Origin of the sequence: Saccharothrix hoggarensis, assembly GCF_042678885.1 — a bacterium.
Taxonomy (GTDB): Bacteria; Actinomycetota; Actinomycetes; order Mycobacteriales; family Pseudonocardiaceae; genus Actinosynnema; species Actinosynnema hoggarensis.
Genome location: NZ_JBHTLK010000114.1, coordinates 1 through 21604, shown reverse-complemented (window position 1 = coordinate 21604; position 21604 = coordinate 1). Strand labels below are relative to the sequence as shown.

The following is a 21604-nucleotide window of genomic DNA, read 5'->3' as shown; positions in this document are numbered from 1 at the left end:
GACGAGCGACTCCGGGCCCGCGCCCAGCCGGCGCAACCGCGCGGCGACGTGGTCGGCCCGGCGGCACAGCTCGCGGTAGGTCACGTCGACGCCCGCGGTGGTCACCGCGACCGCGTCCGGCGTGCGCGCCGCCTGCCGGTAGACGAGTTCGTGCAGGATCGCCATTGTCACAGCCCTATTCGGCGGTTTCCCGGATGCTGCGCGGTCGCATGTCCGACCACACCCGGTCGACGTGGTCCAAGCACTCCTGGCGGCTTCCCGTGAAATCGGCGTAAGTCCAGCCGTCGGGCAGCTGCCGGTCGGCTCGCCAAATGGAGTACTGCTCTTCTTCGTTGATCAAGACCACGTATTCGCTCATCGCACTCCGACCAATCTCACCTGCTGGAACGGCTGTCCGATGCCATCTTGGACGCGTCCCGACGGCACGGAGAAGCCCTCACTTGCTTCACAGCGCGGTTCCACCGTGAAGCACCGCTGAACACCCTCAGGTCAGCCGTGCCGTGTTAATCAGGCATTAACAGCGTGGGTCGCTGATTAAATCTTCGAAATAGCCGGCGACCACCGCCGCCTGATAGGAATGCGCCGATCAGCGGATTCCCGCACGGTCGACGGATTCAACTCGCCTGGAGCGCGGAGAAGCGCGAAGAGGAGACCTCGTGGTGGAGACGAACTCCGGCGGCGACGGCGCGACGCGCCACGCCGCCCGGTTGCTGCACGAGATCGCGGGTGGGCTGGCGCGGGCCGGCGCGACCTCCGACACGGTGCTCACCGACCACCTGGAACGGGTGCCGGACGAGCTGGCCGCCGCGCTGGCGGACGTGGTGGCGCTGCCGGACCGGACCACCGGCTGGTCGGTGGCGAGCGGTCTGCTCGCGGAGTTCGGCGACCCCGGGCCCACCCCGCTGCACTGGAAGGAAGGCGGCGGCGAGACGACCCGCGCGGTGGACATCGCGCTCGTGCTCGTCGGCTCGTCGCTCGGCCGGGTGTTCGGCTGGGCCGGGCAGCAGGCCGGGCGCATCGTGCACGACATCGTGCCGAGCGCGGGGTACGAGGACATGCAGGTGGGCGCGAGCAGCACCACCGCGCTGGCCTGGCACACCGAGGACGCGTTCCACCCCGACCGCCCCGACCTGCTGATGCTGGCGTGCTTCCGCAACCACGACCGCGTCGGCAGCCTCCTGTCGAGCATCCGCCGGGTCGTGCTCGACGAGCGCGACCTGGAGGTGCTGAGCCGGCCGGACCTGGTGATCGTGCCGGACGACTCCTACCCCGGCGACTGGGTGGGCGGCGACCTGTCCGAGAACGCCATGGCGACGGTGTGGCGCGCCGACGACGGCCTCTGCCTGCGCTACGACCCGTCGTACACCCGGTTCCTCACCGACGACGCCGAGCTGCGCGCGGCCTACGACCGGCTCGGCGAGGCGATCGACGCCTCCAGCGAGGAGGTGCCGATCCAGGCGGGCGACATCCTGTTGGTGGACAACGACATCGCGGTGCACGGGCGGGCCGCCTACCGGGCCCGGTTCGACGGCACGGACCGCTGGCTCAAGCGCGTGCTCGTGCGGCTGGACCGGCCGCGGCCCGCCGAGCAGCGGTCCGGCGGCTACGACCAGGCCGTGGTGCGGCCGACGTTCCGCGGTCCGGTCGCGGGCTAGGCCGGGGACGCCGTGATTACCGACCCCACGCCGGGCTGGAACGACACCGCGCACGACGTGCCCGCCGTGACGCTGCCGGACCTCTTCGAGGCGCAGGCCGCCCGCACGCCCGACGCGGAGGCGGTGCGCTTCGACGGCGAGGTCGTCACCTACCGGGAGCTGGACGAGCGCGCCAACCGCCTGGCCCACCTGCTGGTCGCGCGCGGCGCCGGACCCGGCGGGATCGTCGCGGTCGACCTGCCCCGCTCGGTGGCGCTGGTCGTCGCCCTGCACGCGGTCCACAAGGCCGGCGCCGCCTACCTGCCGCTGGACGGCGCGGACCCCGTCGAGCGGGTCCGGCGGCAGCTCCTCGACGCCGCGCCGGTGACCGTGCTGACGACGGTCGCGCAGGCAGCCGGGCGTTACCCGTCGGACGCGCACGTCGTCGCGGTCGACTCACCGGACACCGTCGCGGATGTGGCCCGACGGCCCGCCACGAGTCCCGCGCGGTCGGGCGTCACCACGGCCACCCCCGCGTACGTGATCTACACGTCCGGGTCGACCGGGCGGCCGAAGGGCGTGGTGGTCCAGCACGGCGCGATCGTGAACCGGCTCGTCTGGATGCAGCACCAGTACCCGATCGCCGCGGGCGACCGGGTCGTGCAGAAGACGCCGTGCACGTTCGACGTCTCGGTGTGGGAGTTCTTCTGGCCGTTGACGGTCGGCGCGACGCTGTGCGTGGCCCGGCCGGGCGGTCACCGCGACTCCCGGTACCTCGCCGACCTGATCCGCGCCGAGCGGATCACCGTGGCGCACTTCGTGCCGTCGATGCTCGACGTGTTCCTGGACGAGCCGTCCGCCGCCGACTGCCCCAGCCTGGAGCTGGTCGTGTGCAGCGGCGAGGCGTTGTCGGCCGAACTCCGCGACCGGTTCTTCCGGGGCTCCTCCGCCCGGCTGGAGAACCTGTACGGCCCCACCGAGGCCGCCGTGGACGTCACCTACCACTCCTGCTCCCCCGACGACGCCGAGCCGGTCGTCCCCATCGGGCGGCCGGTGTGGAACACGCGGGTCCACGTGCTCGACGACCGGATGCGCGAGGCGACCGAGGGCGAGCTGTACCTCGGCGGCGCCCAGCTGGCCCTCGGCTACCTCAACCGCCCCGGGCTGACCGCGGAGCGGTTCGTGGCCGACCCGTTCGGCCCGCCGGGCGCCCGCCTCTACCGGACCGGCGACCTCGGGCGCAGGCGTCCGGACGGCGCGGTGGAGTACCTGGGCCGGGCCGACGACCAGGTCAAGATCCGCGGCATGCGGGTGGAGCTCGGCGAGGTCGAGTCCGCGCTCGCCGCCCACCCCGCGGTCGCCCGGGCGGCGGTCGCGGTGCACCGGGACGGGTCGGGTTCGGCGGTTCCCGTCGCGTACGCCGTGCCGGACGGGTCGCGGGCCGGAGCCGTGCGCACCCTGGTCACGTGGGCCGCGGAGGGCTCGACGCCGGACCTGCCGCTGCACCGCGTCGGCCGTGACGTGGTGATGTTCGGCCGCAGCAGGTCCGAGGCCGAGTTCCTGCACGAGGAGATCTTCACCAGGCGCGAGTACCTGCGCGGCGGCATCACCCTCCCGCCCGACGCCGTGGTGTTCGACGTCGGCGCGCACATCGGGTACTTCGCGCTCCAGCTCTCCCAGGAATGTCCACGAGGGACGGTCTACTGCTTCGAGCCGATCCCGGAGCTGTTCGCCACGCTGTCCGCGAACTGCGCCCTGCACGGCGTCGACGCCCGGCTGTTCAACTGCGGCATCGCCGACCGGGCCGGCACGGACACGTTCACCTACTACCCCGAGCTGTCGATCATGTCCGGCCGGTTCGCCGAGGAGGCGGCCGACCGCGCGGTCGTGGAGACGTACCTGCGCAACGGCCTCGCCGCCGAGGCGGGCTCCGAGGCGGGCGCGGTCGCCGCCCCCGACCTGACCGACCTGCTGACCGACCGGCTGCGCGCCACACGCGTGACCTGCGAGCTGCGCACGGTCTCGGACGTCATCGACGAGCACGGCGTGCGGCGCGTGGACCTGCTCAAGGTCGACGCCGAGCGGAGCGAGCTGGAGGTCCTGCGCGGGGTCCGCGCCGAGCACTGGCCGCGCGTGGCCCAGGTCGTCGCCGAGGTGCACGACGAAGGCGGTCGGCTCGACGCGGTGCTGGACCTGTTGCGGCGCCAGGGCTTCACCGTCGACGTCGACCTGTCCGACCCGCTGCGCGGCACCGGTCTGGTCAACGTGTTCGCGCGCCGGCCGGACGCCCCCGCCCCGGCCCCGGTCGTGCGGGAGCGGAGCTGGGCGGTGCCCGAAGCGCTGGTCGAAGACCTCCTCGACCACCTGCGCGACCGGCTGCCCGAGCACATGGTCCCGGTGTCGGTCACGCTGCTCGACCGGCTGCCGCTGACGCCCAGCGGCAAGCTCGACCGCCGCGCCCTGCCCCGGCCCCGCACCGCCACGTCGGCGGGCCGCGCCCCGAACGGCGTCCGCGAGCACGTGCTGTGCGAGTTCTTCGCCGACGCGCTCGGGCTGCCGTCCGTGTCGCCGGACGACAACCTCCTGCGCCTGGGCGCGCACTCGTTGCTGATGGCCAAGCTGGCCGCGCGCGTCCGGGCCGCGCTCGGCGGCGCGGTCGTCCTGAGCGACGTGCTGCGCGAGTCCACCGTGGCCGACCTGGTCCGGCTCGCCGGGGCGCCGGACGGCGGCTACTACGAGCCGGTGGTGGCCCTGCGGCTGCACGGGAAGCTGCCGCCGCTGTTCGCCGTCCACGGGGCGGACGGGCTCGGCCGGCACTTCGCCGCGCTGCTCGACCACCTCGAACCCGGCCGACCGGTCTACGCGTTGCAGGCGCGCGGCCTGAACGGCGACGGCCCGGTCGCGTCGTCGCTGCGCGAGGCGGCGGCCGAGTACGTCGCGCGGGTCCGCGCGATCCAGCGACGCGGCCCGTACCACCTGGCCGGCACGTCGACCGGGGCCGTCATCGCACGGGAGATGGCCGCCGTGCTGCGGGCCGACGGGCACGAGGTGGTGCTGGTTCCCGTGGACGGGACGCCCGCCGGCGCCAACCCGACCGCCGCGCTGCTCGACGCGCAGGCCGCCGCGATGGGCGCCGACCGCGCCGCCGCCGTCGCCGAGGTCACCCGGCGGTTCGCGGACCTCCTCCGCGACCACAACACCGACCACACCCACACCACCGGCCGTACCGACAGCACCGGCCGTACCGACACCGCCGACCACACCCACACCGCCGGCGAGCCGTCCCGCACGCGGGCCGACGACCTGGTGCCCGTCACCACCCGACCCGCCGGCGACCGCGCCCCGACCGCTCCGGAGAGCCTGACGTGACCGCTTCACCGCAGACCGCCGTCCTCCCCGACGAGAGCTGGAACGACACCGCCCGCGAGTTCCGCTCGGACGCCCTGGTGCACCAGCTGGTCGCCGAGGCCGCCGAGCGGCACGGCGACCGGCCCGCGCTGGTGACCGCCGACGCGACGGTGTCGCACCGCGAGCTCGACGCCGCGTCCAACCGGCTCGCCCGGCACCTGAAGGACTCCGGCGTCCCGGAGCAGGCCTACGTCGCCGTGCTGGGCGACCACCGGCCGGCGACCGTCACCGCGCTGCTCGCCGTGGTGAAGGCGGGGGCGGCGTACGTGCCGCTCGACCCGAGGTGGCCCGCCGAACGCCTGGTCACGCTGCTGACGTCGCTGAACGTGCGGTACCTGCTGGTGGACCGCGCGCACTACCCGGTGGCCGAGCGCGTCCGGTGGTCCGTGCCCGGCCTGCGGCACGTGGTGTGCTTCGACGAGCCGGCCGAGCGGCCGTGGGCCGACCGCCTCGACACCGACGTGCTCGGCGAGATGTGGGACGTGGTCGCGGGCAGCGACGACGAGCTGGTGGCCGCGGGCTTCAACCGCGGCGACTCCGCCGGGAGCTACACCGAGGACGACGTCCGGGCGTACGCGCGGCACGTGGCGGGTCTCGTCACCGACGCCCTCGGGCCGTCCGGCGGCGTGCTGGAGATCGGGTGCGGCACGGGTCTCATCCTGCGGGAGCTGGCGCCGCACGTCGCCCACTACACCGGCGTCGACCCGTCCCCCGTGGCGATCGGCAAGGCCGGGGCGCGGCACCCCGGCGCGCACCTCGCCGTCGGCTTCGCGCACGACGTCGCGCGGCACGCCCGCGGGCGGTACGACGTGGCCGTGCTCGCCAGCACCGTGCAGTTCTTCCCGGGGCTGGACTACCTGGTCGACGTGCTGGACGCGGTGGCGGACGTGCTCGGCGAGGGCGGGACCGTCGTGCTCGCCGACCTGATCGACCCGGACCACGAGGAGCACCGCGGGTTGCGCGTGCCCCCGTCGTTCTTCGCCTGGCTGGCCGAGCACGGCGACCGGTTCGCCTCCGTCGAGGTCCGCCGGCGCGACGGCGGGTTCCGCGGCGAGCTGGCCCACCGCTACGACGTGCTGCTCCGGGTGGGCGGTCCGGGTCCGATCGCGCCGGTGACCACCGCCTGGCACGTCGACCGCCGGTCCGCCGACCCGGTGGCCGCGGGCATCGACTCCGACGCGCTGGCCTACGCCATCTTCACGTCCGGCTCGACGGGGCTGCCCAAGGCGGTCGCCGTGCGCCACCGCAGCGTGGTGAACCTGATCGACTGGGTGAACCGCACGTACGAGGTGACGTCGGCCGACCAGCTGCTGATGGTCACGTCGTTCTCGTTCGACCTCTCGGTGTACGACGTGTTCGGCATCCTGGCGGCCGGCGGGTCGATCCGGCTCGTGGAGGACCGGCTGATCGCCGACCCCGACCACCTGGCCGACATCCTGGAGGCCGAGCCCGTCACGTTCTGGGACTCCGCGCCCGCGGCCATGTCCGTGGTCCTGTCGTTCCTGGAGCTGCGCAAGGGCGCGGCGTCCCGTTCGGTGCGGCTGGTCTTCCTCAGCGGCGACTGGGTGCCGCTGACGATGCCGGACCGGCTGCGCGCGCAGTTCCCGTCGGCGCTGGTGGTGGCGCTGGGCGGCGCGACCGAGTGCACGGTGTGGTCCAACCACTTCCCGGTCACGACCGTCGACCCCGACTGGCCCAGCATCCCGTACGGCCGGCCGATGCAGAACGCCCGGTACTACGTGCTGGACGAGCAGCTGCGCACGTGTCCCGTCGGCGTGGCGGGCGACCTGTACATCGCGGGCGAGTGCGTGGCCGCGCGGTACGAGGGCGACCCGGAGCTGACGGCGCGGAAGTTCCTGCCCGACGTGGTCCGCCCCGGCGAGGACCGGATGTACCGCACCGGCGACCGCGCCTGCTGGCTGCCCGACGGCACGATGCGGTTCCTCGGCCGGGTGGACGACCAGGTGAAGGTGCGGGGCTACCGGATCGAGCTGGGCGAGGTGCAGGCGACGCTCAACCGGTGCGAGGCGATGGTCGAGGAGTCGGCGGTGGTGGCATCGTCGGGCGCGCACGGGCCGGAGATCGCCGCCTTCTACGTGCCGCGTGGCGGCGCCGCGCCGGACGACGTGCGGGCCGAGCTGGCGAGGTCGCTGCCGGAGTACATGATCCCCGCGCACCTGGTCGCGGTGGACGAGCTGCCGGTGTCCGCGATGGGCAAGGTGGACCGGAGGAAGCTCGCGGAGATGCTGGGCTGACGGCGCGGGTCGGGCCGCGCCGGACGGCCCTCCCGTATTTACAACGTTGGAAAGGTGCGCTACGACTGTAGGTCCGACAGTGGTCCGCTGACGGCAGTCCGTTCCGCCCTGCCCGGAAGAGGTGGTCATGACCGGCACCCACGACCCTGACGCCCTGGCCCGAGGTCTCTACGAGGACGGCATCATCGCGCTGCGCGGCGCGTTCCCGCCCGAGTGGGCCGACCGCCTCCGCGAGGACGTCGAGGAGCTGTTCCGGGAAGCGCTGGAACGCCCGGACGGCGCGATCGGCCGCGGCCCGAACCGCTACTACGTCGAGATCCACCCCGAACGGCTCCGGGGTTTCGTCGACCTGGTGACCCACCCCTGGGTGGTCGCCGTCGCCGAGGCGGTGCTGGGGCCGGACTACCAGGTCGTCGAGACCGGCTTCGACGTGCCGCTGCCCGGCGCGGTCGCCCAGCCGTGGCACCGGGACTTCCCGGCGCCGAAGGAGACCGTGGAGGACCGCCGGCTCACGTCGCTGGCGTTCAACGTGACGACGGTCGACACGGTCCCCGAGATGGGGCCGTTCGAGATCGCGCCCGGCACGCAGTGGGACGACGGCGCCGAGTTCGACCACGGGATGTTCCCGCCGAAGTCGCACTACCCGCGCTACCACGAGCTGGCCCAGCGCAAGATGCCGCAACGCGGCGACATCTCCGCCCGCTCCGCCCTGACCATCCACCGCGGCACGCCCAACCGGTCGCAGTCCTCCCGTCCCGTGCTGGTCCTCGGGATGGCCGCCGCCGGCGTCGACAACGACCGCAACGACCTGGTGGTCAGCCGCGCGTACTACGAGCGGCTGCCCGACGAGGTCCGCGCGCACCTCGGGTGCCGGGTGGTCGACCGGCTCGAACCGCTGGTGCAGAAGCACACCATCGAAGGTCTCGTGATGGGCGCGGCCGAGTAGCCCGACCGGGCGCGACGGACCCCCGAGCGCCGAGCTGTGTCCGGCACGTCCACCGCCGACTCGGCCCCGGTCGTGCCGCACGCCGACCACCGCGCCGCCGACCACCTGCCGGCCTGACGGGGGCCGTGGTGGTCACCCACGGGTGACCACCACGGCCCCCTCCCAATCAGGGCGCCCAGGGCGCGGCCACGGTCCAACTGCTGTCGGCCGTGACTGTCTGCGGCCGGTTGAAGCCGGAGTCGCCGCCGCCGGACGCGATGTAGACCTGCGAGTCGTAGTGCCGCAGGAACGAGCCCGGCAGGTTGATCGACTCGAGCGTCACGCCGGTGCCGCCGACGCCCGGCCGCGCGCAGAACGTGGCGTCGGCGCGGAGCAGCGCCGAGCCGTCGTCCGGCGAGTTGCGCACGCGGCTGTCGGCGTGCCGGAGGTACTGGCCGGGGAAGTTCACCGACTCGAACGAGTAGCACGACGAGTCGGCCAGCCCGCGCCGCACCGTGTACGTGGCGTCGGCCTTGAGCAGCGCGCTGCTGCCGCTGTTGACGACCTCGGTGTAGGCCAGGCCGCCGGAGTGCCGCAGGTACCGGTCGGTGTAGCCCCACGTGGTCACCCGCAACGACTGGCGCACGTTCGTGGCCAGCTGCACGGAACTGCGCCACAGCGCCGGGTCGGCCACGTTCCAGGTGGCGTCGGCGGCGAAGCTCGTGGGGGTGTCCCAGGCGTTCGGGCCGCCGCTGCGGGCCAGGTACACGTTGTCCGCGTAGTGGCGCAGGTAGGAGCCGCGGAAGTTCAGCGACTCGAACGACGTGCCGCCGGCCGCGAGCCCGGTCCGGGCGCACCACGTGGCGTCGGCCGCGAACGACCCTCCGGTGTCGGCGTCCAGGCGGACCCGGCTGTCGGCGTGCCGCAGGTACCGGCCGGCGAGTTGACCGACTCGAACGAGTAGCAACGCGCGTCGCCCAGGCCGGCCACGGTCCGGTACGACGCGTCCTTGCGGGCGCCGTCGGCGCTGCCGGTGGTGATGACGTCGGTGCGGGCCAGGGAGTTCGCGTGCCGCAGGTACCGGTCGGTGAAGCCCGGCGTCGTCACCCGGAACGACCGGACGTGGCCGAGCGTGAGGGGCACCGGGGAGTTGAGGTTGCGCGAGGCGTTGATCAGGTCGGCGTGCGCGGCGCGCAGCTGGTCGGTGTCCACCTTCTGCACGCGCCGGTCGTACGTGAACAGGCCGTTGTACTCGCCTTCGAGGTCGGTGATCTCGGTGTAGACGTACGCGGAGACGCCCTTGGTGGTCATCAGCTGCCGCACGTCGCGCACCATGCCGGTGTAGCGGTCGTTGAGCTGCGCCTGGCTGAACACCTGCTCGTAGGCGAAGAACTGGCCGTTGGGGCTGTACTCGTGGCCGGGGTTGCGCAGCCCGATCCCGCCGAACTCGCCGAGCACGGAGATCCGCGTCGCCGAGGGCCGCGGCGCGTCCGGGCCGGTGTAGACGTGCCAGTCGATCATCTCACCGGTGCCGGGGTCGCCCTTGGAGGCGCAGCAGTTGTAGCCGCTGTGCGCGTTCATGAGCCGGGTCGGGTCGTAGTTCTTCAGCTCGGTGGTGACGCGCCGGGTGTCGGTGAGGCTCCACTCGCCCCAGCCCTCGTTGAACGGCACGTAGGCGACCACCGCGGGCGAGAACCGGTGCTCGTCGACGATCTCGCGCGCCTCGGTCTCGAACTGCGCGATCTGGGCGGCCGTGCGGTTCGCGTCGAACGCGGGCGTGGACGGGACGTCCTGCCACACGAGCAGGCCGAGCCGGTCGGCGTGGTAGTACCAGCGCGCCGGTTCGACCTTGATGTGCTTGCGCACCATGTTGAAGCCGAGGTCCTTGTGCTTCTGCAGGTCGAACGCCAGGGCCGCGTCGGTGGGCGCGGTGTACAGGCCGTCGGGCCAGAAGCCCTGGTCCAGCGTGCCGACCTGGAACACGAACTCGCCGTTGAGGGTCGGCCTCAGCACGCCGTTGACCATCTTCGTGCCGACCTCGCGCATGCCGAAGTAGCTGACGACCTGGTCGACGGTGCCACCGGACGCGTTGCGCAGCGAGACGCGCAGGTCGTGCAGGAACGGGTCGTCGGGCGACCAGCGCCGGGCGTTCGGCACGGGCACGGAGAACTCGGTGAAGCCGCCGGTGGCCGTGCCCACGACGGTCGGGCCGGCCAGCGCCTCGGCGAAGACGGTGTGCCCGGTGACGTCGCCGCGGGTGAAGACCCGCACCCGGGCGGTGTTGTTCGCCAGGTTCGGGTAGATGTCGACCGAGTAGATGGACGACGTCGGGGTCGGTTCGAGCCACACCGTCTGCCAGATCCCGGACGACGGCGTGTAGAAGATGCCGCTGGGGTTGTTGACCTGCTTGCCGACGGGCTGCTTCTCGCCGCGGCCGTCGGTCGGGTCGTAGACGCGCACGACGATCTCGTTCGTGCCGCCGTTGAGCTGCGGGGTGATGTCGACCTCGAACCGGTCGTAGCCGCCGCGGTGGGTGGTGACCTGCGTGCCGTTGACCCACACCGTGGCCTCGTAGTCGACCGCGCCGAAGTGCAGCTGGACGCGGCGGCCGTTCCACGCGGGCGGCACGGTGAACGTGCGCCGGTAGAACATCAGGTCGCGGTTGTCGTTGCGCATGATGCCCGACAGCGCCGACTCGATCGGGTAGGGCACGAGGACGCGCTCGGGCAGCGTCTGGCCCAGCGGCGGCGCCGCGTTCCGGTTGACGTTGCCCGCCCCGTCCGTGGCCGGGTTCAGGAACTCCCACTCGCCGTTGAGCGACTGCCAGTCGGTGCGGGTCATCTGCGGGCGCGGGTACTCGGGCAGGGGGTTGGTGGTGGACACCTGGCCGGTCCACGGTGTGGTGAGCGGCGGTGTCTTGGGCACGACGGCGGCGGACGCGGCGGGGACGGCCACGAGGCCGCCCGCCAGTGCCAGCACGACCGCCACGGGGGCGAGGAGGCGACGCATGGAACTCCTTCGGAAGCAGGGGAAGGCGCGGCACACGGGGTTGTGTTCGATTGTCGGGCTCAGCCGAAGGCGCGGAGTTCGTAGATTCGGGTGGCGCTGTCGCCGTTCCCGGCGGGTGCTCGGACGTCGAGCCGGACGTGCCGGCCCGACACGCCGCCGACGGGGCGGACCGTGGTGGCCGCGCCGTTGTCGGCCACGCCGACCACCTTCGTCCACGTGGCGCCGTCGTTCGACACCGAGACGCTGAACGCCCTGGTGTTGAACCCAGCCGGTTCGCCGCCGGCCTGGGCGTGCGCGACCTCGAACCGGGTGATCGGCTTGACCGAGCTGAGGTCCACCCGCAGCACGCCCGCGGCCAGCAGGGCGGCTGCGGTGGCGGTGGCGGCTGCGGTGGCGGTGGCGGCGGCGGTGGCGGTGGCGGTGGCGAGCCTGGTCGGGAGAGCGGTCACGGTCGGTGGCTCCGGGTGGCAGGGTGGACGGGGCACGGCGTGTCCGGCGGCGGTCGGCTCGGGTCTCGCGGTCATCCGGGGTCGGCGGTCATCTTCGGTCGGCGGTCCGGGACAGCGAGCGCTGGAGGACCACCACCACGAGCAGGAACGCGCCGCTGACCACGGACTGGTAGTTGCTGTCGAGCGTGCCGATCTGGTTGATCACGTTCTGGATCACGTTGCGCAGGCCGACGCCGATGACGGTGCCGAGCACGGTGCCCATGCCACCGGTCAGCAGGGTGCCGCCGATGACCACGGCGGCGATGGCGTCGAGTTCCAGCCCGACGCCGATGACCGTGACGCCGGACTGCAGGTAGGCGGCCGTCATCGCGCCCGCGAAGCCGGACAGCACGCCCGACATCACGTAGACGAGGACCTTGGTCCGGGCCACCGGCAGGCCCATGAGCAGCGCCGACTGCTCCGCTCCGCCGACGGCGAACACCGACTGCCCGAACGCGGTGCGGCGCAACAGGATGCCGCCCGCCACGCACAGCGCGGCCGCGAGGAACACCGGGTAGCCGAAGCCGAGGATCGTGCCGCGGCCCAGCTCCAGGAACGCCGAGCCGTCGGCGATCCGGTACGTGGTGGAGCCCTCGCTGGTGATCGCCAGCAGCAGGCCGCGGGCGAGCAGCAGGGTGGCGAGCGTGACGATGAACGGCGCCATGCCGGTCTTCGCCACGAGCAGCCCGTTGAGCAGCCCGATCAGCCCGCACACCACGAGCGGCAGCAGGAGCGCGGCGAGGAAGCCCCACTGCGACCCGTACGCGGCGAGCACCCCGCCCAGCGCGTAGACCGAGCCGACGGACAGGTCGATCCCGCCCGTGATGATCACGAACGTCATGCCCAGCGCGATCACGGCCAGGAACGCGCTCTGCAACGCGATGTCCCGCAGGTTGTCCGGGCTGCCGAACCGCGGGAAGGAGATCCACGCGACCACCACCATCAACGCCAGGGCCACGGCGGCGCCCTGGCGTTGCAGCACGCTCACCCAGGACGCCCGGCGAACCCGTGTGTCGACCGTCATCGGTTGCTCCGCTCACGCGCCAGGTAGACCGCGCCGACGATGATGGCGGCCTGCGCCATCTGCGCGGTCGAGTCGGGCAGGTTGTGCTTGATCAGGGTGGCCCGGACGAGCTGCATGAGCAGCGCGCCCATGACGGTGCCGAGGACGCGAACGCGGCCACCGGTCAGCGGCGTGCCGCCGACGACCACGGCGGTGATGGCGGACAGCTCCATGAGCAGGCCGATGTCCGCCGGGTCTGACGCCGACAGCCGGGCGGTGGACAGCACCCCCGCCACGGCCGCGAGCACGGCGCAGATGGCGTACACGCTCAGGAGCGTGCGCTTGACCGGGAGACCGGCCAGCGCGCTCGCCGCCCGGTTGCCGCCGATCGCGACGAGCTGCCGCCCGAACGTCGTCCGCCCCATCAGGAGCGCGACGAGCACGGCGAACACGCCGGCCATGACCACGCTGACCGGGATGCCGAGCACGTCCCCGGTGCCGAGCCACAGGAACGTCGGGTCGTGCAGCTGGGTGAGCCGCCCCTCGGCGATGACGAGAGCGAGCCCGCGCCCGCCGACGAGCAGCGCCAGTGTCGCCACGATGGGTTGGATGCCGAGGTAGGCGACCAGGACACCGTTGAACATGCCCGCGATGAGCCCCGCGACGATCGCGATGGCCACGGCGGGCAGCGGGCCGTACCCCAGGTAGAGCGGGATGAGCGCGGCGGACAGCGCCATCACCGCGCCCACGGACAGGTCCACGCCTTCCGTGCCGATGACCAGCGCCATGCCGAGCGCGACGATGCACACCGGCGCGGCCTGGATGAGCTGGGTGCGGAAGTTCCCGACGGTCATGAAGTTCGCCGTGAACGCGATGTTGAACAGCAGCAGGGCGACGACGGCGGCGTACACGCCGTAGTCCTGCAACCAGCGCGCCAGGCGGCGGCGGTCGAGCGCGAGGGCCGTCATGACTCCCCCTCACCTGACCGCCCGGCCTTGGACTCCGCGGCCGTCGACTCCGCGGCCGTCGACTCCCCTGCCCTCGACTCCCCTGCCCTCGACTCCCCTGCCCTCGACTCCCCGGCCGCCGCGTCCCCGGAGGCGATCGCCGCGAGCACGTTGTCCTGGGTCAGCTGGTCGCCGACCAGCTCGCCCACCACCGCGCCGTCCTTGAGCACCACGAGGCGGTCCGCGCCGTCCAGCAGTTCCTCCAGTTCCGAGGAGATCAGCAGCACGGCCAACCCCTCCTGCGCGAGCTCGTCGATCAACGCCTGCACCTCGGCCTTGGCGCCGACGTCGATGCCGCGGGTCGGCTCGTCCAGCAGCAGCACCTTGGGCTGCGTGCACAGCCACCGCGCCAGCAGCACCTTCTGCTGGTTGCCGCCGGACAGCTCGGAGACCTTCTGCTCCGGGCTCGACACCTTGATGCGCAACCGCTTGACGAACGTGTCGACGATCCTGTCCTGCCGGTCGCGGCTGACCACGCCGAAGCGGGACAGCTGCGGCAACGCGGCCAGCACGATGTTCTCCCGCACGGACAGGTTCGGGATGATGCCCTCGGCCTTGCGGTCCTCGGCGAGCATGTTGACGCCCGCGCGCATCGCGTTCGGGACGCCGGGGCCGAGCGCGGCGCCGCCCACCAGCACGGTGCCGGAGTCCAGCGGCAGCGCGCCGACGATCGCGCGCGCCGTTTCGGACCGGCCGGAGCCGAGCAGCCCGGCCAGGCCGACCACCTCGCCGGGCCGGATGGACACCGACACGTCGCTCAGCCGGGTGCCGCTGGTGAGGCCCTTCGCCTCCAGCACGGGTTCGCGGCCCGCGTGGTGGTCCACGCCGAACGCGGTGGCGCCGTGCTCCCGGATGTCGCCGACGCTGCGGCCCAGCATCATCGACACCAGTTCCAGCCGGGACAGGTCCGCCAACGGGCCGGTGTGCACGTGCTTGCCGTCGCGCAGCACCGTGACCCGGTCGCAGATCCGGTACAGCTCGTCCATGCGGTGGCTGACGTAGACGATCGCGATGCCGCGCTCGTGCAGCCGCTCGACGACGGAGAACAGCGTCTCCACCTCGCGCGGCTCCAGCGACGACGTCGGCTCGTCCATGATCACCACGTCCGCCTCGGTCGCCACGGCCCGCGCCAGCGCGACCATCTGCTGGGCGCCCACACCGAGCGTCCCGAGTGGACGGCGGACGTCGGAGTGGATGCCGTAGCCCGCCAGCACCCCGGCCGCGTCGGCGTTCATCCGCTTCCAGTCCACCAGCCCGCGCCGGCGCGGTTCGCGGCCGAGGAAGAGGTTGCCCGCCACGCTCATCAGCGGGACGAGGTTGACCTCCTGGTAGATGGTGGAGATCCCGGCTCGCTGCGCGTCGACCGGCCGGGTGAACACGACGGGCTCGCCGCGGTGCAGCAGCGTGCCGGAGGTGGGGCGGTGCACGCCCGTCAGCACCTTGATGAGGGTGGACTTGCCGGCGCCGTTCTCGCCGACCAGGGCGTGCACCTCCCCCGGCTCCAGCTTGAACGACACCCGGTCGAGGGCCCGCACGCCCACGAACTCCTTGGTGACGTCGACGACTTCCAGCACCATCAGTACGCGTTCCCCAGCTTCGCGGCGGCGTTGGCCTCGTCGTACTGGTCGTCCGAGATGATCACGGTCTCCGGGATGGCCTTGCCATCGGCGAACTCCTGCAGCGTCTGGAACGCCAGCGGGCCGAAGCGCGGGTTGGACTCGATCACGGCGTTGTAGGCGCCGTCCGCGACGAGCTGCACGGCGTTGCGCGTGCCGTCCACGGACACGATCTTGACGTCCTTGCCGGGCGTCTTGCCCGCGGCGCGCAGCGCGGTGACCGCGCCGATGCCCATCTCGTCGTTCTCCGCGTACACGGCGGTGATGTCCGGGTTGGACTGGATCAGCTGCTCCATCACGGCCTGGCCCTTGGAGCGGTCGAACTCGCCGGTCTGCTCGGCCACGACCTGCAGACCCGCGGGGATGTTGTCCTTGAAGCCCTTGGTGCGGTCGGTGGTCACGTTGTTGCCCGACGAGCCCAGCAGGATCGCGACCTTGCCCGTGCCGCCGGTCGCCTTCACCATCGCCTCGGCGGCGCGCTTGCCCTGGTCGACGAAGTCCGAGCCGATGAACGTCAGGTAGTCCGCGCACGGCTTGGAGTTGACCTTGCGGTCGACCGTGATCACCGGGACCTTCTTGGCCTTGGCCGCGTCCAGGGCGGGCTGGAGGCCGTCGGAGTTCAGCGGCGCGACGACGAGCAACTGCGCGCCGCGGTCCAGCAGCGACTTGATGTCGCTGATCTGCTTGTTCAGGTCGCTCTGAGCGTTGGTGACGAGGAGCTTGTCGGCGGGGACGCCGAGCCTGGCCGCCTCGTCCCTGATCGACTGCGTCTCCGCGATGCGGAACGGGTTGGCCTCCTTCTCCGACTGCGAGAAGCCGATGATCGCGTCCTTGACGTCGACCTTCGGGTAGCCGATCTGCTCGCGGGCACAACCGGGTCCGGACGACTGGGTGGCCGCGGCCGACGCGGCCGGCCCCGCGCTGCCGCCCGTGGCGCTCTGGTTCTCGCGTGCCGTGCAGGCGGTCATCAGGAGGGCCGCCGCCGCCACGGCGGCAGCGGCGCGGATTAACTGTGGCATGGGGTGCTCCTCATCCGGGTGTACGTGACTCGCGTCACGTGTCGCTTTTTACATCGTTGATACAACGTTGTAAAGCATCCGGTCGCTAGCATCCCGCAGCACCGTCGTCGGATGGAGGCAGTGGTTGGCCACGCTGAGAGACGTCGCCGCGCTCGCGGGCGTGTCGGTGAAAACGGTGTCCAACGTGGTCAACGGCCACGCGTTCGTCAAAGCCGAGAACCGCCGCCGGGTCGAGGAGGCCTTGGTGGCGACCGGCTACCGGCCCAACCTCGGCGCGCGCAACCTGCGGCGCGGTCGCACCGGTTTCCTGGCCCTGGTGCTGCCGGAACTGGACATCCCCTACTTCGCCGAGCTGGCCGCCCTGGTGCTCCGCGCCGCCCAGGCCCACGAGTGGAACGTGCTCATCGAGCAGACCTTCGGCACGCGCGAGGGCGAGCGCGCGACCCTCGCGTCCCTCGGCGCCCACCTGATCGACGGCGCCATCGTGAGCCCAGAAGCGTTGATGGAAGGCGACTTCGCCGCGCTCGCGCCGGGCATCCCCGTGGTCATGCTCGGCGAGCACACCGTGGACCTGCCGCTCGACCGCGTGGGCATCGACAACGTACGGGCCTCCGAAGAGGCCGTGCGGCACCTCGCATCCCTGGGGCGCACGCGGATCGCCGCCATCGGCGCGCACCCGCACCGCGACACGGCCGCGCAACGCCTCCAGGGCTACCGGTCGGCTCTCGCCGCGGCCGGGTTGCCGCCGCGCGACGACCTCGTGGCGACCGCCCTGAACTACCACCGCCGCGACGGCGCGGAGGCCATGGCCGCGCTGGCGGCCCTCCCCGACCCGCCGGACGCGGTGTTCTGCTTCAACGACCTGCTCGCCGTCGGCGCCCTGCGCACGGCCGCCGAACGCGGCCTCCGCGTGCCCGAGGACATCGCCGTGGTCGGCTTCGACAACACCGAGGAGGGCGCCTACGGCCGCCCGTCGCTGACCACCGTGGCCCCCGACAAGGCCGCCATCGCCGAGGCCGCCGTCCACCTCCTGCGCCGGCGCGTCGAGACGTCCGACCTGCCACCCGAGGACATCCGCACCCCGTTCCGCCTGGTGGTCAGGGAGAGCACCGCCGGCTGACCCCCAGCCGGAACGGCCACCTCACCGCCGACCGGACGGGGTCGAGCGCGTTCGCACGTCCCGCGAACCTCACCGCGACCGGGTCACCCCGGCGAGGTCGAGCAGGCGGACCATGTCGTGGAAGCCCTCGACGCACGCGGTGTGGACGGCGTTGTGGCGGTGAGAGGTCTGCGCGAACAGGAGCAGGAAGTACGGGTCGACCGCGTCCGGGTCGTCGACGCTCGCCTCGACCACCTCGCCGGTCACGACGTTCTCGAACCGGCAGTGCTCGCCGTGCTCGTCCGCCGTCCACGTGGCGCCGAACTCCTCGACCTCACCGTCGTGCCCGGCGCTGTCCGCGGTGGCGTGGAGACGTGCGACGAGCGCTCCGGCCCGGTGCCGGAACTCGGTGACGAGCCGGTCGAGGTCGCCGCGGAGCCGCACCGCCTCCGCCTCGGCGACGAGGCGCAGCACCACGAGCCGCGGTCCGCCGCCCGGCCCGCCCGGGGACGCGATGACGTGCAGGTCGTCCGGCAGCGCCGCCCGCAGCGCCCGTGCCACCCCGGACACCTCGGACATGTCCACAGCGGACTCGACCGGGAGCGTCAGCGGGCTCCCCCGCCGGACCCGCCGCCGGACCTCCTCCGGCGTGAGCTGCCCCCACGGCGAAACGTCCACGGCGACGAGCGTAGGCGACGGCGACCGCCGGTATCACCCGGTCGGGCGCCGGCATCGAGTGGTGGAGTCGCCGAACCCTGGAGGACCGAACCATGACCGACCACGAGCTGTGCCAGGCGCGGGCGGACGCCGGCCGCGCGAAGTCGCTGGCCGCGACCACCTCGCCGTTCACGATCGCCGTCCGCTTCCTCGGCGGGCTGAGCGACACGCAGATGGCCGCGTTCGCCGCCGCCGCCGACCTCTGGGTGGAGGTGATCGTGGGCGACCTGCCCGACGTCCTCGTGGACGGCGAGGTCGTCGACGACGTGCTGATCCTGGCCGAGGGGCGGGACATCGACGGCCCCGGCAAGGTCCTGGGCATGGCGGGCCCGACGCACGTGCGGCCGCGCGAGGCGGGCCCGTCGGCGTTCACCCCCGTCAAGGGCGTGATGCGGTTCGACACCGCCGACCTGGCCCGGATGGAGGCCACGGGCGTGCTCGGCGACGTCATCACCCACGAGATGGGCCACGTGCTGGGCATCGGCACGCTGTGGGACCTGAAAGGGTTGATCACCGGCGCGGGCACGGCCGACCCGCGGTTCACCGGCGCGGGCGCGATCGCCGAGTACCGCAAGCTGCGCGGCGGCACGTCCGACGAGCCGGTCCCGGTCGAGAACACCGGCGGTCCGGGCACGGCCGACGGCCACTGGCGCGAGCGCGTGTTCGGCGACGAGCTGATGACCGGCTTCGTCGGCGACGCGGGCAACCCGCTGAGCCGCCTGACCGCGGCCGCCCTCGGCGACTTCGGCTACGCCGTCGACGTGGACGCCGCCGACCACTACGCGCTGCCCACGCCGTCGACCGTCGCGGCGCTCCTCGCCGAGGCCCCGCCGGGCCACGACGTCGCGCGGCCCACGCCGGTCGTCCTGCCCGCGGCGAGCCTCGACGCGCGCTGACGGGCGACACCTCGCCGGACGCGCTGCCCCCGGCCCCGCCGGTCAGTAACCTGGGCCGGTCGAGCGGAGGGCGACGTGGACGTCACGGCAGTGCTGGCGGCAGCCGCGGGTGGGGACCAGGGGGCGTGGAACACGCTGGTCGAGCGGTACAACGGCCTCCTGTGGTCCATCGCCCGCGGCTACCGGCTGGGCGAGGCCGACGCCGCGGACGTCGTGCAGACGACCTGGGTCAGGCTGGTCGAGCACCTCGACCGGATCGACGACCCGGAGCGGCTCGCGTCGTGGCTGGCCACGACGGTCCGCCGGGAGTGCCTCCAGCTGATCAGGCGCACGGGCAGGCAGCGGCGCGCCGGCGACGACGAGTCGTTGGACGAGCTGCCCGACCCCGGACCCGCGCCGGACGAGTCGATCCTGGCCGACGAGCGCGACGCCGCGCTGTGGCGGACCCTCGCGGCCCTGCCGGAACGCTGCCAACGCCTGCTCCGCGTGCTGATGGCCTCACCGCCGCCCGCGTACGCCGAGGTGGCCGCCGCACTCGACATGCCGGTCGGCAGCATCGGCCCGACGCGTCAGCGCTGCCTGGGTCGGTTGCGCGAACTCGTGCGCGACGACGCGTTGCTCGGCGCGGACTGGACGGAGGACCGGTCGTGAACGACGACGAATTCCTGGAGCGCCTGCGGCGTGCCGCGGCCGCGGTGGACCCCGTGCCGGACCTCGTCACGCGTGGCGCGCAGGCCGCCCTGTCCACCCGGCGGGTGGACGAGGAGCTGGCGGAGCTGGTGGCGGACTCGGAGCTGCTCGCGGGCGGGCAGGTCCGCGCGGCGGACGACGACGTGCGGCTGCTGTCGTTCGAGGGCGCCGGGGTGTCGGTGGAGCTGCAGGTGGAGTACGCGGGCGGTCTGGTGTCCTTGCGCGGCCTGGTGTCCGGGGCGTCCGGCGAGGCCGTGGTGGAGGTGGCGGGCGAGCGCCGCGCCGCGCCGATCGACGAGGAGGGCTGGTTCGTCGCGTCGGGGCTACCGCGCGGCGCGACCCGCGTGCGGGTGACCGCCGTCGACGGGACGGCGGTCGTGACCCGCTGGACTTCGGTGTAGCGGCCGGGAGATCGGTGCCGGGGCGTGATGATCGGGACTGGCGACCACGTAAGGCCGCCAGTCCCGCTGCGATCGGCGAGGTCGAGCCAAGCGAAGGGGATCAGCCGGGCCGGGCGGTCAGGCGCTCCCGAGCCCTCTCACGAACGGCACGTCCCTGGGACCGTTGACGTCGAAGACCTCGACCTTCCCCGGCGGCGAGGCCAGCAGCTCGTCCGCGACGGCACGCGCGGTCCGGCCGTCGCCCATGCGCGCGGCGATCCAGCCGGTGACGGTGGCGGCGGCGAACGACGTGCCGCTCCAGATCGCCCAGCCGTGGTACCCCTCCGGGTAGCCCGGCTCGAAGTACGGGCCGACGACGTCCACGCCGCTCGCGTAGACCGAGACCCACGGCCCGTACCCGCTGAACGCCGCGACCGCCGGTTCGTCATCCGGGGTCGCCGCGCCCACCGCGAGGACCTTCGCGGGCTCCGGGTCCTCGACGCGCTCCCTGCGCAGCACGGTGCCCGCCGGGAACTGCACGCCCGACGTGCCCCGGTTGCCGGCGGCGCAGACCACGACGACGTCGGAGTCCAGCCTCCGCAAGGCGTTCTCGATGGCCCTCGGCGCGCTGTCCTCCCACGTGCTGCCCGAGAACGACAGGTTGATCAGCGTGACGCCCTCCGCGCGCAGCGCGTCGACGGCCGCCGCGACGGCCAGGTCCTCGACCTCGCCGGACGTCTTGTCGATCACGCCCTTCATGTGCACCACGGCGTTCGGCGCCTCCCGGACGACCAGGGCGGACACGAACGTGCCGTGCCCGGCGGAGCCCGTCGGGTTGCCCTCGGCGTCCCGGGCGACGGTGTCGACGTCGTCCGGGCCGTACTCCACGCGTCCCCGGAGGTACGGGTGCGGCTCGCCGTCGCGCTCCACGACCCCGACGTCGACCACGCCCACCCGCACCTGCTCGCCGGCGCCGACCGGCGGCGGTTCCGGCAGGGACTTGTCCGTCGGGCGCGGCCGCAGCAGGCCCCAGATGATGCGGTCGCACGTGAACACGTGGTTCGGGCTCACGCGCAGGCCCGTGCCGTGGCGCGCGCGCAGTTCGGCCAGCAGGTCCGGCACGGCTCGCCGGTCGGGTTCGCCGACGAACCGCAGCAGGGGACCGCGGCGGTCGGCGGCCCGATATCCGTGACCGGCCAGTTCCGATCGGATCAGGCCACAATCGTCGACGTGGACCAGCAGCTCGTCGGCGCGGTACTGGTAGCGGCTCATCCGCTGCCTCCCTCGAACGGGGTACTCGGTTCGCAGTCCAGATGCCCGGTCACCGCAAGCTGATACCACGGCAGGTCGGAGCGCAAATGGAACGGTCGGCCCTGGCCACGGCCTACGAGGCGGCGGACCTGGCGTTCGGCGACCCGGTCCGGGCGCGGGCGCTGGCCGCGGCGGCCCGCGCGGAGC

Annotated in this window: 16 protein-coding genes and 2 pseudogenes; 8 read left to right on the top strand and 10 right to left on the bottom strand. The window is 73.0% G+C overall.

From position 1 onward, the window contains the following. A partial coding sequence (locus tag ACFQ3T_RS21100; protein WP_380725041.1) for an AMP-binding protein occupies positions 1-165 on the bottom strand: 165 nt, incomplete at its 3' end. Between the two features lie 10 nt (positions 166-175). Beyond that, the gene (locus ACFQ3T_RS21095; protein ID WP_380725040.1) at positions 176-358 is read right to left on the bottom strand and encodes an MbtH family protein; all 183 of its coding nucleotides are present in this window, start codon (positions 356-358) and stop codon (positions 176-178) included. Positions 359-656: 298 nt separating this feature from the next. Between ACFQ3T_RS21095 and ACFQ3T_RS21090 the strand changes: the two genes are divergently transcribed. From ACFQ3T_RS21090 to ACFQ3T_RS21075, 4 genes and pseudogenes are all read left to right on the top strand, one after another. After that, positions 657-1655, top strand: coding sequence for a TauD/TfdA family dioxygenase (locus ACFQ3T_RS21090; protein ID WP_380725039.1), 999 nt, complete (start codon positions 657-659; stop codon positions 1653-1655). 33 nt (positions 1656-1688) lie between these two features. Further along, positions 1689-5003 (top strand): annotated as a pseudogene (locus tag ACFQ3T_RS21085) (amino acid adenylation domain-containing protein); the annotation flags it as partial. After that, positions 5000-7297, top strand: a complete 2298-nt coding sequence (locus tag ACFQ3T_RS21080; RefSeq protein WP_380725037.1) for an AMP-binding protein — start codon at positions 5000-5002, stop codon at positions 7295-7297. The pseudogene ACFQ3T_RS21085 and the gene ACFQ3T_RS21080, both read left to right, overlap by 4 nt. 127 nt (positions 7298-7424) lie before the next feature. Beyond that, positions 7425-8243: a phytanoyl-CoA dioxygenase family protein gene (locus ACFQ3T_RS21075; protein ID WP_380725036.1), complete on the top strand. Its 819-nt coding sequence runs from the start codon at positions 7425-7427 to the stop codon at positions 8241-8243. 169 nt (positions 8244-8412) lie between these two features. On the opposite strand, the pseudogene ACFQ3T_RS21070 reads toward ACFQ3T_RS21075, so the two are convergent. The 6 genes and pseudogenes from ACFQ3T_RS21070 to ACFQ3T_RS21045 all read right to left on the bottom strand — a co-directional run. Further along, positions 8413-10874 (bottom strand): annotated as a pseudogene (locus ACFQ3T_RS21070) (sugar-binding domain-containing protein); the annotation flags it as partial. A 416-nt stretch (positions 10875-11290) separates the two neighbouring features. Continuing rightward, positions 11291-11680 (bottom strand): discoidin domain-containing protein, encoded by a 390-nt coding sequence (locus tag ACFQ3T_RS21065; RefSeq protein ID WP_380725035.1) that lies wholly within the window; start codon positions 11678-11680, stop codon positions 11291-11293. An 88-nt stretch (positions 11681-11768) separates the two neighbouring features. Further along, the gene (locus ACFQ3T_RS21060; RefSeq protein WP_380725034.1) at positions 11769-12743 is read right to left on the bottom strand and encodes an ABC transporter permease; all 975 of its coding nucleotides are present in this window, start codon (positions 12741-12743) and stop codon (positions 11769-11771) included. Continuing rightward, a complete protein-coding gene (locus ACFQ3T_RS21055; RefSeq protein WP_380725033.1) occupies positions 12740-13690 on the bottom strand; it encodes an ABC transporter permease in 951 nt (316 codons plus the stop codon). Before ACFQ3T_RS21055 ends, ACFQ3T_RS21060 begins: the two co-directional genes overlap by 4 nt. Beyond that, positions 13687-15306: a sugar ABC transporter ATP-binding protein gene (locus tag ACFQ3T_RS21050; protein ID WP_380725032.1), complete on the bottom strand. Its 1620-nt coding sequence runs from the start codon at positions 15304-15306 to the stop codon at positions 13687-13689. Before ACFQ3T_RS21050 ends, ACFQ3T_RS21055 begins: the two co-directional genes overlap by 4 nt. Beyond that, positions 15306-16364, bottom strand: coding sequence for an ABC transporter substrate-binding protein (locus tag ACFQ3T_RS21045; protein WP_380725031.1), 1059 nt, complete (start codon positions 16362-16364; stop codon positions 15306-15308). The genes ACFQ3T_RS21050 and ACFQ3T_RS21045 overlap by 1 nt, the downstream gene beginning before the upstream one ends. Before the next feature lie 124 nt (positions 16365-16488). Between ACFQ3T_RS21045 and ACFQ3T_RS21040 the strand changes: the two genes are divergently transcribed. After that, the gene (locus tag ACFQ3T_RS21040; RefSeq protein ID WP_380725030.1) at positions 16489-17484 is read left to right on the top strand and encodes a LacI family DNA-binding transcriptional regulator; all 996 of its coding nucleotides are present in this window, start codon (positions 16489-16491) and stop codon (positions 17482-17484) included. A 69-nt stretch (positions 17485-17553) separates the two neighbouring features. Here the strand turns inward: ACFQ3T_RS21040 and ACFQ3T_RS21035 are convergent, their stop codons facing one another. Further along, the gene (locus ACFQ3T_RS21035) at positions 17554-18141 is read right to left on the bottom strand and encodes a hypothetical protein (RefSeq protein WP_380725029.1); all 588 of its coding nucleotides are present in this window, start codon (positions 18139-18141) and stop codon (positions 17554-17556) included. A gap of 92 nt (positions 18142-18233) precedes the next feature. On the opposite strand from ACFQ3T_RS21035, the gene ACFQ3T_RS21030 reads away from it, so the two are divergent. The 3 genes from ACFQ3T_RS21030 (at position 18234) to ACFQ3T_RS21020 (ending at position 20167) form a co-directional block, all read left to right on the top strand. Further along, a complete protein-coding gene (locus ACFQ3T_RS21030; RefSeq protein WP_380725028.1) occupies positions 18234-19076 on the top strand; it encodes a leishmanolysin-related zinc metalloendopeptidase in 843 nt (280 codons plus the stop codon). 75 nt (positions 19077-19151) lie between these two features. Further along, positions 19152-19727: an RNA polymerase sigma factor gene (locus ACFQ3T_RS21025; RefSeq protein WP_380725027.1), complete on the top strand. Its 576-nt coding sequence runs from the start codon at positions 19152-19154 to the stop codon at positions 19725-19727. After that, a complete protein-coding gene (locus ACFQ3T_RS21020) occupies positions 19724-20167 on the top strand; it encodes a hypothetical protein (protein WP_380725026.1) in 444 nt (147 codons plus the stop codon). Before ACFQ3T_RS21025 ends, ACFQ3T_RS21020 begins: the two co-directional genes overlap by 4 nt. 117 nt (positions 20168-20284) lie before the next feature. Here the strand turns inward: ACFQ3T_RS21020 and ACFQ3T_RS21015 are convergent, their stop codons facing one another. Continuing rightward, a complete protein-coding gene (locus ACFQ3T_RS21015; protein ID WP_380725025.1) occupies positions 20285-21418 on the bottom strand; it encodes a S8/S53 family peptidase in 1134 nt (377 codons plus the stop codon). Positions 21419-21604: the final 186 nt, after the last annotated feature.

Excerpts from the sequence above, each read along its gene's own strand:
- ACFQ3T_RS21075 (WP_380725036.1), top strand. The coding sequence starts at position 7,425 with ATGACCGGCACCCACGACCCTGACGCCCTGGCCCGAGGTCTCTACGAG.
- ACFQ3T_RS21015 (WP_380725025.1), bottom strand. The coding sequence starts at position 21,418 with ATGAGCCGCTACCAGTACCGCGCCGACGAGCTGCTGGTCCACGTCGAC.
- ACFQ3T_RS21045 (WP_380725031.1), bottom strand. The coding sequence starts at position 16,364 with ATGCCACAGTTAATCCGCGCCGCTGCCGCCGTGGCGGCGGCGGCCCTC.
- ACFQ3T_RS21030 (WP_380725028.1), top strand. The coding sequence starts at position 18,234 with ATGACCGACCACGAGCTGTGCCAGGCGCGGGCGGACGCCGGCCGCGCG.
- ACFQ3T_RS21055 (WP_380725033.1), bottom strand. The coding sequence starts at position 13,690 with ATGACGGCCCTCGCGCTCGACCGCCGCCGCCTGGCGCGCTGGTTGCAG.
- ACFQ3T_RS21050 (WP_380725032.1), bottom strand. The coding sequence starts at position 15,306 with ATGGTGCTGGAAGTCGTCGACGTCACCAAGGAGTTCGTGGGCGTGCGG.
- ACFQ3T_RS21060 (WP_380725034.1), bottom strand. The coding sequence starts at position 12,743 with ATGACGGTCGACACACGGGTTCGCCGGGCGTCCTGGGTGAGCGTGCTG.
- ACFQ3T_RS21095 (WP_380725040.1), bottom strand. The coding sequence starts at position 358 with ATGAGCGAATACGTGGTCTTGATCAACGAAGAAGAGCAGTACTCCATT.